Here is a 15327-nt window from a genome sequence, read left to right as displayed (position 1 = left end):
AACATATCAAAGCCTTCTTTTTTATAAATCCGTAAAGGATCCTGCTGTGCATATCCACGCAGCCCGATTCCCTCTTTTAAATGGTCCATGGATAACAGATGTTCTTTCCATCGGGTATCAACGGTTTGAAGAATGATATGCCTTTCGATTTCCCTTGTGATGTCCGTTCCAATAGAGCCTTCTTTTTGTCGGTAAAGGTCTTTCAAATTTTCAAAAAGAGTTTCTGACAGCTGTTCCGGGCTGTAATTTTCATTCACAGCGGTTTTAAGGTCAGGATTAAAGTTAAATAGTTGTTTGGTTCTGTTTTCAAAACCTTTCAAATCCCATTGTTTGACAGGAGTTTTTTCGATGGCAAATTCATCAACAAGATCATAGGCTTTGTCTTCGATCATTTCTATAACAACCGTTTTTAAGTTTTTTTCAAGCAATGCTTTGCGTCTTTGTCGGTAGATCACTTCCCTTTGCTGGTTCATCACATCATCATATTCAAGCAAATGCTTTCTGATCTCAAAGTTGTGACCTTCAACCTTTGACTGGGCATTTTCTATGGCCCTGCTGATAAATGAATGTTCAATGTGCTCACCTTCTTCAATGCCAAGTTTGTCCATGACGGCATGAATTCGATCCCCGCCAAAGATTCTTAAAAGATCATCTTCCAAAGAGAGATAGAATCTTGAAGACCCTTGGTCACCCTGTCTGCCGGAACGACCTCGAAGCTGGTTGTCAATTCGCCTGGATTCATGACGGGATGTGCCCAGGATATGAAGTCCGCCAAGTTTTTTTACCCCTTCTCCAAGAACGATATCGGTACCACGGCCAGCCATATTGGTGGAAATGGTGACAGCGCCTTTTTGTCCGGCATTGGCAACAATTTCAGCTTCAGCTTTATGGTGCTTTGCATTTAAAACAGTATGGCGTATGCCTTTTTTCTTGAGTTTTTTGCTCATATCCTCGGAAACATCAATGGAAATCGTTCCCACAAGGACAGGCTGGCCTTTTTTATAAAGCCTTATGATTTCTTTTATGGCGGCGTCATATTTTTCTTTTTTTGTTTTGTATATCAGATCCGGGAAATCTTTGCGGATCATTTCCATATGGGTCGGGATTACCAGGACCTCAAGGTCATATATTTTTTTAAATTCAGGTGCTTCCGTCTCAGCTGTACCGGTCATACCGGATAATTTGTTATACATCCTGAAATAGTTCTGGAATGTAATAGATGCAAGGGTCTGATTTTCATTTTCGATTTTAACGTTTTCTTTTGCTTCAAGAGCCTGGTGAAGCCCTTCGCTGTAACGTCGACCCGTCATTAAACGCCCTGTAAATTCATCAACAATGACCACCTGGTTATTTTTAACAATATAATCCGTATCCCGCTTGAAAAGCGTGTGTGCTTTCAGGGCCTGGTTTACATGATGAAGTATTTCTATGTTTGCCGGATCATATAGGTTGTCCACTTTGAGAAGATTTTCACCCCTGGAAATTCCGGCTTCTGTTAGAGAAACGCTTTTTGATTCTTCATCAAGTGTATAGTCTGTATCTTTTTTAAAGGCCGGGATAATGGTATTGACATGGGTATAAAAATGAGTGGATTTTTCAGCCGGTCCTGAAATGATCAGCGGTGTTCTGGCTTCATCAATAAGAATACTGTCAACCTCATCCACAATGGCAAAGTTGAGTTCTTTCTGGGCAAGGGATTCCGTATCAAATTTCATATTATCCCTTAGATAATCAAACCCGAATTCATTGTTTGTGCCATAAGTGATATCTGAACTATAGGCCTTTTTCCTTTCCTGATCATCAATATCATGGATAATGGCACCAACACTTAATCCCAAGAAATTGTAAATTTGGGCCATCCACTCTGCATCACGCTTGGCCAGATAATCATTGACGGTGATAATGTGAACCCCTTTTCCGGACAAGGCATTAAGATAGGCAGGAAGAGTGGACATCAATGTCTTTCCTTCACCGGTTTTCATTTCAGCAATACATCCCTGGTGAAGTGCGATCCCACCAATGAGCTGAACATCAAAATGGCGTAGTCCAAGGGTCCTGACAGAGGCTTCCCTTACCAGGGCAAAGGCAGATGGCAAAATATTATCCAAGGTTTTGCCGCTTTCAATTTTTTCTTTGAATTCAATTGTTTTTTGAGCTATCTGGTCATCAGACAGCTCTTGCATTTGAGGCTCAAGAAGATTGATCTCATCAACAATCGGTTGGAGTGTTTTTAGAATCCTGTCATTGTTAGATCCAAAGATCTTCGTAAAAAAATTGAATACCATGTATAGTTCACCTAATTTTTAAATCTACAAAAATTAAAATCGTTTCAGATAAGACATATAAGCATTAATTTGCCAAATTAAAACAAAAAATTAAAAATATTTTTTTTATTTGGGGAAAAATGAAAAGGCTGAAAGATGTACAGGCACACATAAAAATTTTAAAGACTAATTTAAAATGTATTTTAAAGGATTCACAGGAGTGCCGTTAATTCTGACTTCATAATGGACATGAGGTCCTGTGCTTTTTCCTGTGTTGCCGAGAAGGGCAATAACATCACCCCGTTTAACTTGTTGACCCCGTTTGACCAGAAGCTTTTTCAAATGTCCGTACTTGGTGACCCGGCCATGGCCATGATCAATCACCACCAGATTGCCAATGTACATTTTTCTGGCAGCATAAGAGACTCTGCCATCAGCCGTTGCAATGATTTTTTCCCCGCTTTTATTTGAGATGTCCAGGCCGGAATGAAATTCTTTTTTTCCGGTAAAAGGGGATGTCCGATATCCAAACTTTGAACTGATCCATCCGTCAACCGGTTTTATGGAAGGAGTGGAAGCCAGAAGGTTTCTTTTTTGTTCAAGCATTTTAATCAGGTGTTCAAAATCAAGCGTTTGTTTTTGGGCGGCAAGGTTTGTCTGGCTCACCTGCTGGTGCATTTCACGTATCAGGTTGTTATGTTTTTGCTCTAATGGAATATCCGGGTCAAGTTCATCTCTGGGGATGCCGCCGATACCGATCAAGCCGCTTGAGTCGCTGGTTTGTTTAATGTCTGCGACGAGTCTTACTTTATCTTCAAATTTTGAAAGATTATCAACCTGTTTTTTTAAGATTTCTATTTCACCGGCAAAACTCTGAATCTGGTTCCTCTGGCTTTTGATTTCATCATTTTGTTTAATGATGGTTTGATTTAAAACTATATTGTTTAATGATGTTTTTTTAAGCTGAAAGTAATCGTATCCAATGAAGAATACTCCGCCAATCGTGGCAATAACAGTGAGAAGTATAACTCCTAATGTGGTCTTGCGGAGAGAAAATTCCTTGATATCAGAAGTGGGGCCGGAATGAAACCATATTTCAATTCTTTTTCTCATTACAACCTTTTTTAGTTAGATATCTTTTTTATGTCAAGTATAATATTAATTATATAGACCGGAACCGGTATTGGCTGAGTGTTCTCAAATTCCAAAAAAAATAATTACAAAGGCCCTTGAATTGAATCCAAGCCTGTTTCATCATTTAAACCAAATAATATATTCATGTTTTGAACCGCCTGGCCTGCAGCCCCCTTTAAAAGGTTGTCAATGGCGGAAACAATAATAATTTGTTTTGTTTTTTCATCAAAGTGAAAGCCGATATCACAGCAGTTAGTTCCTTTAACATGAGAAATTGCCGGGTACATATTTTTATCAAGTATTCTCACAAAAGGTTCATTACTATAATAGGAATCAAAGATTTTTCTTATTTCATCTTCGTTTACATTCTCGTTTACTTGAACATAAATCGTTGATAACATACCCCTTGTTAATGGTAGCAGGTGTGGAACAAAGGTGATGTCCACTTTTTGCTGTGAATGAATACTTAAGATTTCATTTATTTCAGGGGTATGCCTGTGGTTCCCAACTTTATAGGCATTGAATGATTCATTGACCTCACAAAAATGACTGGAAATTGATAAGGAGCGTCCTGCACCGCTTACACCGGATTTTGAATCTGAAATAATGCCATCATGCCGGATCAATCCCTCCTTTAAAAGGGGAAGTAAGGGCAATAGAATGCTGGTTGGATAGCATCCCGGGTTACCGACAAGGTTTGATACCTTAATCTGATCTCTGTATATTTCACTAAGACCGTAGACGCTTTCTTTTAAGAGATGCTTTGAGGTATGTTCCTGATAGGCGGATTCATATGCTTTTGCATCTGTGAATCTGTAGTCAGCCGACAAGTCAACAACTTTTACTTTATGTTCCAGCAGCGTTGGTACATGCTTCATCGATACTTTGTGCGGCAGTGCTAAAAACATGACGTCTACTTTTTTGGAAAGCGATTTAATATCTAACTCTTCACAAATCAGATTTTCAAACCCTCTCATGGACGGGAAAATATCCGTCAAAGATTTGCCGTTATAGCTGTTTGATGTAACAGCACACAATTTAGCTTTTGGATGATTGGAAATCAGTTTGACAAGTTCAACTCCTGTATACCCGGATGCTCCTGCAATGCCTACGTTTATCATATGGTTCCTTATTATTTTGAAAATTTTTACAAGCCGTTTGCTTTAGTGGATAGACGTGTTCTTTTATAAATTAAATTTTAACGTACTCTACTAAAGTATGGTCTTCTCCTTGCAGTTCCTTGTTAATCATATCAGATATCATTTTCCAGTTCCCTTGTGCAAGACCGGCACCTATCTTTGGGTAGCCGATTCTCTGGTTTACAAAATCATTCTTTATTCCGGCAAAGAGTTTTTGGATGGCTCCATAATCAACCAGTTCACCGTGGCCTGAAAAATCATATTGGGTATATCCGTTAACAATGGTGAAAATATTATTATTTCTTTCAATACGTGCCATAGAGTATGTGCCCAGTTTTTCCTTATCTCCCATACCTGTTTTCAGATCGGCTTGATACGCCTCTGGAAAATTATCTCTAATCAGTTTTGCTATGCCCGCTCCCATGGAACAAAAGCAGTTGCAACCATGGATAATGACATCAAACCGTCCGGTCAGAGCAAATTGAAGCAGATCGCCTTTTAATATATTCATCATTGAATTATCCTCCAGTTAACACTAGTGGATGCAAAAAAGTCGACAGTGAAAATCTGTAATAAAATACTAAGAATTTATCAATATAAAATCTGGCTTAGAAACAGTTTGGTTCTGTCATTCTGAGGATTGTTGAAAAATTCTTCAGGGTCGTTTTCTTCAATAATCTCTCCTTCATCCATAAAAAGAACCCTGTGCGCAACACTTTTTGCAAACCCCATCTCGTGGGTGACAACAATCATGGTCATACCATCGTGTGCCAGGTTTATAATGACATCAAGAACCTCTTTTACCATTTCAGGATCAAGGGCTGAAGTCGCCTCATCAAAAAGCATTATATTGGGTTTCATGCAAAGGCTTCTCGCAATTGCCACCCGTTGCTGTTGACCTCCGGATAGCTGCCCCGGGAATTTTGCTGCCTGTTCTGCAATCTGAACTTTCTCAAGGTAAAACATTGCTATTTTTTCAGCTTCTTTTTTGGGTATTTTCCTCACCCATATCGGTCCTATTGTTAAATTTTCAACAATAGTAAGGTGGGGAAACAGATTGAAATGCTGAAACACCATTCCCACTTCAGACCTGACTTTTTCAATGTTTTTAAGGTCCTTGGTAAGCTCAATACCATCAACAATTATTTGACCTTTCTGGTGCTCTTCAAGCCTGTTTATACATCTTATAAGGGTTGATTTCCCTGATCCGGACGGACCGCAAACAACAATAATCTCTTTCTTTTTAACAGTGATATTAATATTGTTTAAAACATGGAAATCACCGTACCATTTATGCATATTGACAATTTCAATCACCGTATCTTCGCTTGAAACATCTTCTTTTTTCGTTTTTTCTTCGTTCATAAATAATCGCTTTATAAATATTATTGTTAATAATAATTATTGTTATAAGCCCGTATCAAGTTCTTTTTCCAGCTTTCTGCTATAGTTAGACATAAAAAAACAGCATACAAAATAAATTATGGCTATAAATATATATGCTTCTGCTGAAAATCCCATCCATTTTGGTTCTGACAAGGTTGTCTGCGTTGTTTTTAATAAATCATATAATCCGATGATAACAACAAGGGATGTATCTTTAAAAGCAGAAATTAAAACGCTGACAGATGGTGGAATAACAATTTTTAATGCCTGGGGCAGAATAATCAGCCTCATGGTCTGAAAATAATTCAATCCAAGAGAATCAGCTGCTTCAAACTGGCCTTTATTCATTCCCTGTAAGCCGCCTCTGACAACCTCTGCAACGTATGCTGCCGTAAACATGATAATGGCAATCTGAGCCCGCAAAATTGCATTTATTGAGACCCCTTCAGGCAGGAATAATGGAAAAACCACAGAAGACATAAATAATAAACTGATTAACGGAACACCACGGATTAGTTCGATATAAAAAACACAGAATGTTTTAATAACCGGCATTTTCGACTGTCGCCCGAGTGCCAGAATAACTCCTAGAGGGTATGCTGCCGTTAAACCAAAAACAGACAAAAGCAATGTAAGGATTATCCCGCCCCATCTTTCAATATCAACAGCTTCAAGTCCTAAAATACCACCTTTTAACAATATTCCCATAATAACCAATGAAATAATCCAGGAATATCCAAGAAATGCATTCCAGTAATTTCTGTTTCTACTGATAAAAAGTAATGATACCAGCAGAAAAATAGCGGTTATCGGACGCCACAAGATATCCTGGGGATAAAATCCAAAAAGAATAATTTTATAATTACTTGAAATGATCGACCAGCATGCACCGTCGGATTCCCTGCAGTTAGCATCCGGAAGCCATGAACTGTCTATCAAAGCCCAGTTTAAAAAAGGAAGTATTGAAAACCATAAGATACTGACAATAATAATAGTTAATACAGTATTAAAAGGACTGGAAAATAAATTTTCTCTGATCCATCCCGGAATACCAATACTTGATATGGGCGGTTTGACTATTACCTTACCTTTATTTTTTTTAGTTAATTCCATAAAAATTTGATTTTATAATTATCACCTTTCTACTATTACCATTTTTTTATTATACCAATTCATAAAGGCAGAAGTTGATAAACTGAATATAAGATATACAATCATGATTAACATAACGCCCTCAATTGCCTGGCCTGTCTGATTAATCGCAGTCCCTGCAACTGAAACAAAATCCGGATACCCAATGGCTACTGCAAGAGAGCTGTTTTTTGTTAAATTGAGCATCTGGCTTGTTAAAGGTGGAATAATAACCCGTAATGCCTGGGGTAGAATGATGAGATTTAAAAGCTGTCCGGGTTTTAAACCGATAGCCATTGCCGCTTCAGTCTGACCTTTACTGACGGCCTGAATTCCTGCTCTTACAACTTCAGCAACAAAGGCTGCCGTATATAAGACAAGTCCTAAAAGAAGCGCTGCAAACTCAGGGCTAATGGTTAAGCCCCCCTTAAAGTTAAACCCTTTTAATACAGGAACACTCATATCCATCGGAGCGCCGCCAAACAACCAGCATACAAAGGGAAGCCCAATGATTAAAATTATGGAAGTAAAAAAAACAGGGAATGCCTTACCCGTTAAATCCTGCCTTTTTTGAGCCCATTTTTTCAGGAGAAAAATAATAATAACCGCAATTAGTACAGCAATTGCCATATATTTATAAACAGGATGTGCTTGCGGGATTCCAAAGATTAGCCCTCTGTTACACAAAAACAAACCGTTTATTGGATTTAAAGCAGCCCTAGGAGACGGCAGCATCTCATAAAAAAAAGCATACCAGAAAAAAAGTTGCAGCAGGATCGGTATGTCTTGAAATAGTTCAATATATCCTGCCGCACATTTATTAATCAGCCAGTTTTTTGATAATCTGGCTACCCCGAGAAATGTTCCGAGAATAACCGTCAGGAAGATGCCAATAAATGATACCAGCAGGGTATTTAAAAAGCCGACAGAAAGGGCTCTGGCATATCTGTCGGCCGCCGAATACTCAATTAAAGACTCTCCGATTTCAAAAGCAGCTTCCTTATTTAAGAATCCAAATCCTGTGGCAATTGATTGTCTTTCCAGATTGGCCATTGTATTGGAAATGAGATACCATGCAACAAACGCAAATAAACAAGCCGCTCCAATCTGATACAGTATGGATCGTTTATCAGGATCATACCAGAAGGATATGGTCTCGGAAGTTTTATTATTAATAGCTGTATTCATTATACTTTCTAAATATTTTTAATAAAGCATGGTGCAGTTTTCACTGCACCATGCTTGAATGTATAGTTATGGTTTACTTGAATGGAGGAGAGTACATTAAACCGCCATCTGTCCAAAGTGCATTAAGCCCTCTTTCTATACCAAGCTGAGTATTAATACCCACATTTCTTTCAAAAATTTCACCATAATTACCCACCATTTTAATGATGTTATAAGCAAAATTTTCATCAAGGCCGATTGCTTTTCCAATCCCTTTTGTAACGCCCAGGAATCTTTTGATTTTAGGGTCATTGCTTTTCAGCATTTCATCAACATTTTTAGATGTAATACCAAGTTCTTCAGCATTTATAAGAGCAAGTACAGAATAATTAACAATATCTTTCCACTGGTTGTCTCCATGTCTTACCGCAGGAGCCAGAGGTTCCTTTGAAATGATTTCAGGAAGAATCATATAATCACCAGGATTCGGAGCCACTGCGCGCGTTCCTGCAAGCTGGGACGCATCTGATGTTAAACAGTCGCATCTGCCAGCAAAAAAGGCCTTGGCAAGTTCAGCAGTGTCTTCAATAACAACTGGATTCATTTTCATTCCATTTGCCCTGAAATAATCAGCAACGTTCATTTCAGTCGTCGTTCCGGGAAGGACACAAACAGTCGCACCATCAAGTTCTTTAGCGCTTTTCACCCCCAGTTTTTTGGGAATCAGGAATCCCTGGCCATCATAATAATTTACCTGGCAGAAATCAAGGCCAAGAGCTGTGTCCCGGCTTAAGGTTTGGGTACAATTTCTGAAAAGAACATCAATTTCTCCTGACTGCAAGGCTGTAAATCTTGTTTTGGCTGTCAGAGGAGTGAATTTTAATTTGTCAGGACTGCCAAAAACTGCAACAGAAACAGCCCTGGCAGAATCAACATCAAGACCTTTCCAGACACCCTTCTCATCGGCTTTTCCAAAACCAAAAAGACTGCCGTTGACGCCGGCCTGAATCCATCCCTTCGCTCTAACATCTTCAAGTGTTCCAGCCATGGCAAATGTGGACATGGCAAGAACGGTAAGGCAAACTGCTAGTACTTTTAATAACCTCATAGATACTCCCCTTTGTTTACTTAGAGTTAATGAATTTTGGATAATCCCATTGAATTATCCATACGTTGTATAACATGATTCTTTGAAACCTTTGCAACTATTACCATATTCGCAATATTTTTCAAGAAGTTTCTTTCATTGTAAAAACAGATCATATTGGGTAGTATTCCTTCCTTGCATGCTTATTCTCTACCCATGGATTTTAGCAGGGAGCAGATATGAAAATTAATACTGTCAAAAAAATAACAGACTGCAAATATCTGAATCTTTTTTCAATCAGTTATAAAGATCGGATAAATTGTGAAAAACAATGGATTTTCGCATCACGGTCAAACCGATCAAATCCCCTTGAAAAAGATTATACAAAACCGGATGCGGTCGTTATTGTTCCGTTTCATAAACCAGAATCAAAAATAGTCGTAATAAAAGAATTCAGGGTTGCCCTTGGCGGGTATCAATACGGATTTCCGGCAGGTCTGATGGATATTGGTGAGACGATTGAGCAGACAGGGAAAAGAGAGCTTTTTGAAGAAACCGGTTTAACCGTTACAAAGGTGTTAAAAAAAAGCCCTGCCATTTTTTCATCTTCCGGTATGACCGACGAGTCCGTCAGCCTGCTGTTTGTCGAATGCGAAGGTCAGCCCACAAGCCGTTTCAATGAAGCGTCCGAGGATATTGAAGTCATGATGTTATCCAGGGAAAAGGCCTCAGATATTCTATATGACAACAGGATCAAGTTTGATGTGAAATCCTGGATAATCTTGAACACCTTTGCCACTCAGGGAACCATTTAAATGTTTTCTAATTTTTTATATTTTATTATTGCTTTGATTATCTATACCACTTCAGATCTGTTTGAGACGGTTAAAAATTTTGATAACCGTTTTGTTTTTGCCGGTCTTATGATCAGTGTTTTATTTGTTCTTATCTGTCATATGGCATTTAAACGGCTCGAAAAAAAAGCATCTGAAAACCCATACGGGAGCATTGACCATTTAATCAATAATTATATATCCCATCTCTCTGTACTTGCGCTGGTGATTTTTGCCGTAAATATTTATGGGTTTAAATTAAACTTTTTATTTTCCGGAATAAAATTATTTGATGTTATTCCAACGATTGAAGCCATTATTTTCTTAGGGCTGTTTCTTTTATATCTGATCATTATCTGGAATGCAGCACATGGTGTTCAGAAGCGATATTTTTCAGGAAAAATATCAAAAAAAAATTTTATCATGTCCAATGTTTCCTTTTCTTTACCAGCGCTTTTGCCCTGGTTTTTCCTGTCAATAGTCGCCGATATCCTGGGGTTATTGCCCTGGCAACCGGTTAGGCAATTATTAAAAACCCCTGCCGGAGAAATTGGATATATCGCCTTATTTCTTGTTGCTATAGCCATTTTCGGGCCTGTGTTAATCAAAAAACTCTGGAATTGCAAACCTCTGGAACCTGGATTACCAAGAACAAGGATTGAGCGTGTTTGCCAAAAAGCCGGACTGAAATATTCAAATATTTTAAAATGGGAGTTGTTTGGCGGCGCTATGATTACTGCCGGTGTAATGGGTATTATCGGGCGGTTCCGGTATATTCTTGTTACCCCCGCTTTGCTTAATTCATTGAATGATGATGAAATTGATGCGGTTATGATGCATGAAATCGGGCATGTTCAAAAATATCATATGGTATTTTACCTCTTATTTTTTGCAGGGTTTATTACCTGTAATTTTGTCTTTTTTGAACCCGTTATGCTGCTATTGTATATTTTTGAACCCGTCTATAAGTTGTTTGAGTTTATCAGTATTGAAAAAAATACAGCCTACCCGATTTTAATCAGCACAACACTTATTGGATCTTTTATTCTTTATTTCAGGTTTGTGTTCGGATTTTTCATGAGAAATTTTGAACGGCAGGCTGATCTCCATGTCTATCATTTCACCCCTGATGCATCTCCGCTTATTTCAACATTCTACAAGATCGCATCCTTTTCCAGACAATCCATTGAAAAGCCCAGCTGGCATCATTTCAGTATCGGTCAAAGAGTAAGATTTCTGGAAAAATGTCAATCGATACCTGGTTTGATACAGGCCCATCATTTGCGAGTCAAAAAATTGATTATCGGATATTTTGTCCTAGTTATTATACTAGTTGGGTTTGGGTATTCCATAAATTTCGGCATGGCCAAGGAGACATTCGATAATTTTATAGCTGAAAATATTCTTTTTCAACACCTGGATGTTGATCCTGAAAAGTCGGATCTATATGCGATTGTCGGTGATTATTATTACAACAAGAAAAATTATGAAAAGGCCATTAATTCATATGAAAATGTCTTAAAAGCAGATCCTGAAAATGTCCACGCATTAAATAATCTGTCCTGGCTTTTTGCAACATGTCCCAAAGAAGAGTACAGGAACAGAAAAAAAGCCCTGGAATGTGCCAAAAGGGCTTTGGAGCAAAAAAGAGAAGCCTTTGTTTTAGACACCTATGCCGAAGCGCTTTTTGTTAATAATGATATCCGGAATGCTGTAATTGCTGCGAAAGAGGCCCTGAACCGTTCAAAAGACAAAAAAGAGTATTACAAAAGTCAATTGCAGCGGTTTGAGAAAAAGTTAACCCCCTGAAGTTTTAGATACCAATGGGCAAAAATGCCATACCCGCTATTTGCACTACTTCTTTTATAATTCTGCCGCTTCTGTTGGAAACGATTGATGCCATGGTATCCTGAAGAGAAATGATCTTTCCAAAAATGCGTTCATAGCTTAGATTTTGTACGTCCCCTTTCAAACTATTGGTGAGGATGAACAACTGGCCATTATCTTTTTTCCTTGTTTTAAGTCGCCAGACACAAATTTCAATATTTCGGGCACTGTTGTACAGGTTTTGTGCATCCAGATAATCCAGCATGAAGAGTTCACATTTGCTGTTATATGACTTATGAATCATGGTGTATAATCCAACCATCAGTGCAAAGACGCGATCCCCTTCGAATTCGGGCTCAAATCCAAGCAAAATGGCATCCGTGCTTTCTTTGAAATTAAGTTCTTTATATCTTTTATCAACCGGACATATAAATATCTGGTTCAGGCGGGAATGAATCGTCTGTCCTTTAATTTTTTGCAATTCATATGGATTTTTTTTGTAAAGTTTTACGGTGAGGTTTTTTAAAAGGGTGATCGCCTGATTCATGTGAATTTCAGAGATAACATCAATATTGGTTTTGGCAAGATCTTTAATACGAAATTCAGAAGATGCACTGCATCCTGATAATAAAAAGATACAAACAAGAGTAAAAGTAAGAAATTTCTTCAGAAAAGAATTGAAAATAATTTTTTCCTTTTGGGATTCAACCCTCAAATTAGGGCCACTAATTTACAGGGTTGAGTAATTTACAGTGCTTTTTCGGTTCTATATTCTTGAATCCCCTTATGCATCGTCTTAACAGCAAGCTGAATACAATGATGCTTTTTTTCCGGAATATTTCCAAGGACTTTAAAAATATCGCCGTCATTTATTTTTAATGCGTCATCAATTGTCTTGCCCTTTACCAGATCAACTGCAGCCATTGCAGCAGAAATTGCCCCGGCACAACCGGTGATTTCATACCGGACATCATCGATGAGGTTATTGTTATCGATCTTAAGGTAGACTCTCATGATATCTCCGCAGGAGCCGATTTTTTCAGACGTCTGGTCAGCATTTTCAATATGACCCATATATTTTTTTTCAAGATAATAATTGATTGCCGGATCAGCATATCCTGCATCTGATAACATTTTACGCTCGGCATCAGATGGTCTAATTTCTGTAACCACTGTTCGTTCCTTCATTTCACCCTGATCTAAAAAGAATATTTTATCGGGCATAATAATAAAACATTCATTATTAAAATTAAAACATGTGTCTTAAAATAATGAATTTCTTTTTTATGTCAAGCAAAATGGATAAAATTTGATTATTTGTTACAGTTCACAAGGGTAATATTGATACCCTCATGAAGCACAAACCGGTTACAGATAAATAATACTTGAGATTATTGTAAGCTGTGATATTCTATTTGTAAGTTTTTCTGGGTTTGTTTCCCAAGAGATGTAACGATTATGGCATTACTTTTAAGGGCTCATATTATATTTTCGGCTACCATCTGACAGGTAAAATAAGGAGAACAGGTTATGAAAGAGTTGATTACGTATATTGCGAAAGCACTGGTTGACAATTCGGATCAGGTCGAAGTCCAGGAAATTAAGGCTCAACAGACTCTTGTATTGGAATTACGGGTTGCAAAAGAAGATCTTGGGAAGGTCATTGGCAAAAAAGGCAGAACAGCCCAGGCCATGCGAACTATTTTATCCTGCGCATCTGCAAAGGAACAGAAAAGAGTCATTCTGGAAATTGTAGAGTAATTTTTCCTTTCAAAGCTGAAATTTTTTTTCCGGCTGGAAGTTTTTTAATTTGGTGCTCAAGTTTAAGCGCATTGCTTTTTGTAAGATCTTTCCTGACAGCAACTAATTTCACTGGCAGTCTGGATCTTGTATATTTTGAAGCGACCCCTTCATTGTGTTTTAACAGACGGGTTTCGAGATTTTTGGTAACACCACAATACAAAGATCTGTCAGCGCATTCCAACAGGTAGACCTGCCACTCTTTTATACTATGCAAATGAACGGCTGAAAAGCGCTTCAATGGCTTTTTTGCCTTCATCCGAAAGGTTCCTGGTTCCTGTCCCGCAAAAAGTTTTATGTAAAATGACAGGTTCGTCTTCCACCCATTCATTTTTTTCCCAGGTATACCACTTGTTTTCACCTTGATCAAAGACACTTGTCGGCCTGTTAAAAAATTTGGCAAGTTCAACACCCCAGCCAGTGCCGCCTTTAACCGTTTTATCAGACTGAATCCAACCGATTGCAAATACCTGATACCCTTTATTGACCATATGGAAAATGGTCTGAAAAACTTTTCTGATTTTATCTACCCGGGCATATCTTCTGCCCATTCGTGCAGAGACTATCTCCATACTGATATTGCCTTTTTTCAGTTCCTCATCACTAAGTATGGTAATATTCTTTTTCCGCGAACACTTATGCCCCTCAAACGAGAAATTTATTTCATTGATTCCATACTTTTCCGCGCATTCACCAAACGTTTCTTCTGTGCCTTTAAGTCCGCCACTGTAAATACTGTAGTCTTTATTACTCATAGTTATTATTTCCCCTTTTTTTGCCTTGATACAATTATAGTTTTTTTGAACGAGCGGAACTAAGTATGCGAATTCAAAATTTTTTGCAATAGTTTTTTTGTCTGAAAGTAAATAATGCCTGCTTTTTATTTATAAAAACATACTTAACAATGAACTTAATTATCTGATTGATTCACCGGGTCATCTTTAATGAGCTTCAATCTGTGGCTTTCTTCTGTTGATTCCGGCAGTAACAGATCTTTGCCCAGAACCAGGCCATCCTGTTCAATTTTGTCTACACCTGTCACTGTGATTGCGATTTGGCCATTTTCGTCACGCTTAATATAATCTTTTCCTTTTAAATACCAAAAGTGAAATTCCATCACATTTTCCGGCCAGCCTAACATTTTTCCAAGGTGCCACAAACCGATACCGGGGTTGGATGGACTCTCCCGGCAGTTGATATATAGTATGGACAGCAGACATCGGCGGCTGTGTGAATCTTCCTCGTATCCTTCAACCGAAGACATTCCTGAAATAGCCTGCCACTGATGAATTTTTTTTTCTTCATATGTGACATCATATGCAGCACGTTTTTCCGGAATTGACAGCACTCGATGAGCTTTGTTGATAATCTTGAATTTATCGATATTTCCTGTTTTTTTGTTATCCGGGTGGTACTGTTTTGCCAGCAATCGATAAATACGTGTAGATTGTCGCGTTTTTATCCCAAGGTAATGTCAGTTTGTTTTACCTATGCAGTATAGAGGTAGGCCTGGCAGTACTCACTACCAGGCCTGAGCAGACAGCAGTCTACCGCACTGA

Annotated in this window: 16 protein-coding genes; 3 read left to right on the top strand and 13 right to left on the bottom strand. The window is 38.2% G+C overall.

What is annotated here, in order from left to right; translation table 11 throughout:
- The 8 genes from secA to HGJ91_RS03910 form a co-directional block, all read right to left on the bottom strand.
- A partial coding sequence (gene secA, locus HGJ91_RS03945) for a preprotein translocase subunit SecA (protein ID WP_291346399.1) occupies positions 1-2285 on the bottom strand: 2285 nt, incomplete at its 3' end.
- A gap of 165 nt (positions 2286-2450) precedes the next feature.
- Positions 2451-3377 (bottom strand): M23 family metallopeptidase, encoded by a 927-nt coding sequence (locus tag HGJ91_RS03940; RefSeq protein ID WP_291346398.1) that lies wholly within the window; start codon positions 3375-3377, stop codon positions 2451-2453.
- 104 nt (positions 3378-3481) lie between these two features.
- The gene (gene argC, locus HGJ91_RS03935) at positions 3482-4519 is read right to left on the bottom strand and encodes an N-acetyl-gamma-glutamyl-phosphate reductase (RefSeq protein ID WP_291346397.1); all 1038 of its coding nucleotides are present in this window, start codon (positions 4517-4519) and stop codon (positions 3482-3484) included.
- A 70-nt stretch (positions 4520-4589) separates the two neighbouring features.
- Entirely contained in the window at positions 4590-5051 is a 462-nt protein-coding gene (locus HGJ91_RS03930) for a macro domain-containing protein (RefSeq protein ID WP_291346396.1), read from the bottom strand.
- Positions 5052-5128: 77 nt separating this feature from the next.
- On the bottom strand, positions 5129-5854 hold the full coding sequence (locus HGJ91_RS03925; RefSeq protein WP_367142568.1) for an amino acid ABC transporter ATP-binding protein: 726 nt from the start codon (positions 5852-5854) through the stop codon (positions 5129-5131).
- Positions 5855-5944: 90 nt separating this feature from the next.
- Positions 5945-7036: an amino acid ABC transporter permease gene (locus HGJ91_RS03920; protein ID WP_291346394.1), complete on the bottom strand. Its 1092-nt coding sequence runs from the start codon at positions 7034-7036 to the stop codon at positions 5945-5947.
- 21 nt (positions 7037-7057) lie between these two features.
- Complete coding sequence (locus HGJ91_RS03915; protein ID WP_291346393.1) at positions 7058-8242, bottom strand: amino acid ABC transporter permease; 1185 nt, start codon at positions 8240-8242, stop codon at positions 7058-7060.
- A gap of 73 nt (positions 8243-8315) precedes the next feature.
- Complete coding sequence (locus tag HGJ91_RS03910; RefSeq protein ID WP_291346392.1) at positions 8316-9329, bottom strand: amino acid ABC transporter substrate-binding protein; 1014 nt, start codon at positions 9327-9329, stop codon at positions 8316-8318.
- A 218-nt stretch (positions 9330-9547) separates the two neighbouring features.
- Here HGJ91_RS03910 and HGJ91_RS03905 point away from each other — a divergent pair, with 218 nt between their 5' ends.
- Both HGJ91_RS03905 and HGJ91_RS03900 read left to right on the top strand, forming a co-directional pair.
- Positions 9548-10123, top strand: a complete 576-nt coding sequence (locus HGJ91_RS03905; RefSeq protein WP_291346391.1) for an NUDIX hydrolase — start codon at positions 9548-9550, stop codon at positions 10121-10123.
- On the top strand, positions 10124-11950 hold the full coding sequence (locus tag HGJ91_RS03900) for a M48 family metallopeptidase (RefSeq protein WP_291346390.1): 1827 nt from the start codon (positions 10124-10126) through the stop codon (positions 11948-11950).
- Positions 11951-11954: 4 nt separating this feature from the next.
- Here the strand turns inward: HGJ91_RS03900 and HGJ91_RS03895 are convergent, their stop codons facing one another.
- Both HGJ91_RS03895 and HGJ91_RS03890 read right to left on the bottom strand, forming a co-directional pair.
- Positions 11955-12683 (bottom strand): hypothetical protein, encoded by a 729-nt coding sequence (locus tag HGJ91_RS03895; RefSeq protein WP_291346389.1) that lies wholly within the window; start codon positions 12681-12683, stop codon positions 11955-11957.
- 32 nt (positions 12684-12715) lie between these two features.
- Positions 12716-13192: an iron-sulfur cluster assembly scaffold protein gene (locus HGJ91_RS03890; protein ID WP_291346388.1), complete on the bottom strand. Its 477-nt coding sequence runs from the start codon at positions 13190-13192 to the stop codon at positions 12716-12718.
- Between the two features lie 306 nt (positions 13193-13498).
- Between HGJ91_RS03890 and HGJ91_RS03885 the strand changes: the two genes are divergently transcribed.
- Entirely contained in the window at positions 13499-13729 is a 231-nt protein-coding gene (locus HGJ91_RS03885) for a KH domain-containing protein (protein ID WP_291346387.1), read from the top strand.
- Here HGJ91_RS03885 and HGJ91_RS03880 read toward each other — a convergent pair.
- The 3 genes from HGJ91_RS03880 to HGJ91_RS03870 form a co-directional block, all read right to left on the bottom strand.
- Entirely contained in the window at positions 13707-14027 is a 321-nt protein-coding gene (locus tag HGJ91_RS03880) for a GIY-YIG nuclease family protein (protein ID WP_291346386.1), read from the bottom strand. The two genes, HGJ91_RS03885 and HGJ91_RS03880, sit on opposite strands and share 23 nt — an antisense overlap.
- Positions 13978-14523 (bottom strand): hypothetical protein, encoded by a 546-nt coding sequence (locus tag HGJ91_RS03875; RefSeq protein ID WP_291346385.1) that lies wholly within the window; start codon positions 14521-14523, stop codon positions 13978-13980. Before HGJ91_RS03875 ends, HGJ91_RS03880 begins: the two co-directional genes overlap by 50 nt.
- 155 nt (positions 14524-14678) lie before the next feature.
- Positions 14679-15197 carry a DnaJ domain-containing protein gene (locus HGJ91_RS03870; protein ID WP_291346384.1) on the bottom strand — a complete coding sequence of 173 codons (519 nt, stop codon included), beginning with the start codon at positions 15195-15197 and terminating at the stop codon, positions 14679-14681.
- Positions 15198-15327 lie beyond the last annotated feature (130 nt).

Origin of the sequence: Desulfobacula sp. (assembly GCF_014237455.1) — a bacterium.
Classification (GTDB): Bacteria; Desulfobacterota; Desulfobacteria; order Desulfobacterales; family Desulfobacteraceae; genus Desulfobacula.
This window is presented reverse-complemented; position numbering and strand designations above follow the sequence as displayed.

What these genes read in the sequence shown, in the direction of transcription:
- HGJ91_RS03930 (WP_291346396.1), bottom strand. Translation starts at nt 5,051, where the DNA reads ATGATGAATATATTAAAAGGCGATCTGCTTCAATTTGCTCTGACCGGA.
- HGJ91_RS03900 (WP_291346390.1), top strand. Translation starts at nt 10,124, where the DNA reads ATGTTTTCTAATTTTTTATATTTTATTATTGCTTTGATTATCTATACC.
- HGJ91_RS03890 (WP_291346388.1), bottom strand. Translation starts at nt 13,192, where the DNA reads ATGCCCGATAAAATATTCTTTTTAGATCAGGGTGAAATGAAGGAACGA.
- argC (WP_291346397.1), bottom strand. Translation starts at nt 4,519, where the DNA reads ATGATAAACGTAGGCATTGCAGGAGCATCCGGGTATACAGGAGTTGAA.
- HGJ91_RS03940 (WP_291346398.1), bottom strand. Translation starts at nt 3,377, where the DNA reads ATGAGAAAAAGAATTGAAATATGGTTTCATTCCGGCCCCACTTCTGAT.
- HGJ91_RS03910 (WP_291346392.1), bottom strand. Translation starts at nt 9,329, where the DNA reads ATGAGGTTATTAAAAGTACTAGCAGTTTGCCTTACCGTTCTTGCCATG.
- HGJ91_RS03920 (WP_291346394.1), bottom strand. Translation starts at nt 7,036, where the DNA reads ATGGAATTAACTAAAAAAAATAAAGGTAAGGTAATAGTCAAACCGCCC.
- HGJ91_RS03905 (WP_291346391.1), top strand. Translation starts at nt 9,548, where the DNA reads ATGAAAATTAATACTGTCAAAAAAATAACAGACTGCAAATATCTGAAT.
- HGJ91_RS03885 (WP_291346387.1), top strand. Translation starts at nt 13,499, where the DNA reads ATGAAAGAGTTGATTACGTATATTGCGAAAGCACTGGTTGACAATTCG.
- HGJ91_RS03880 (WP_291346386.1), bottom strand. Translation starts at nt 14,027, where the DNA reads ATGAAGGCAAAAAAGCCATTGAAGCGCTTTTCAGCCGTTCATTTGCAT.
- HGJ91_RS03875 (WP_291346385.1), bottom strand. Translation starts at nt 14,523, where the DNA reads ATGAGTAATAAAGACTACAGTATTTACAGTGGCGGACTTAAAGGCACA.
- HGJ91_RS03915 (WP_291346393.1), bottom strand. Translation starts at nt 8,242, where the DNA reads ATGAATACAGCTATTAATAATAAAACTTCCGAGACCATATCCTTCTGG.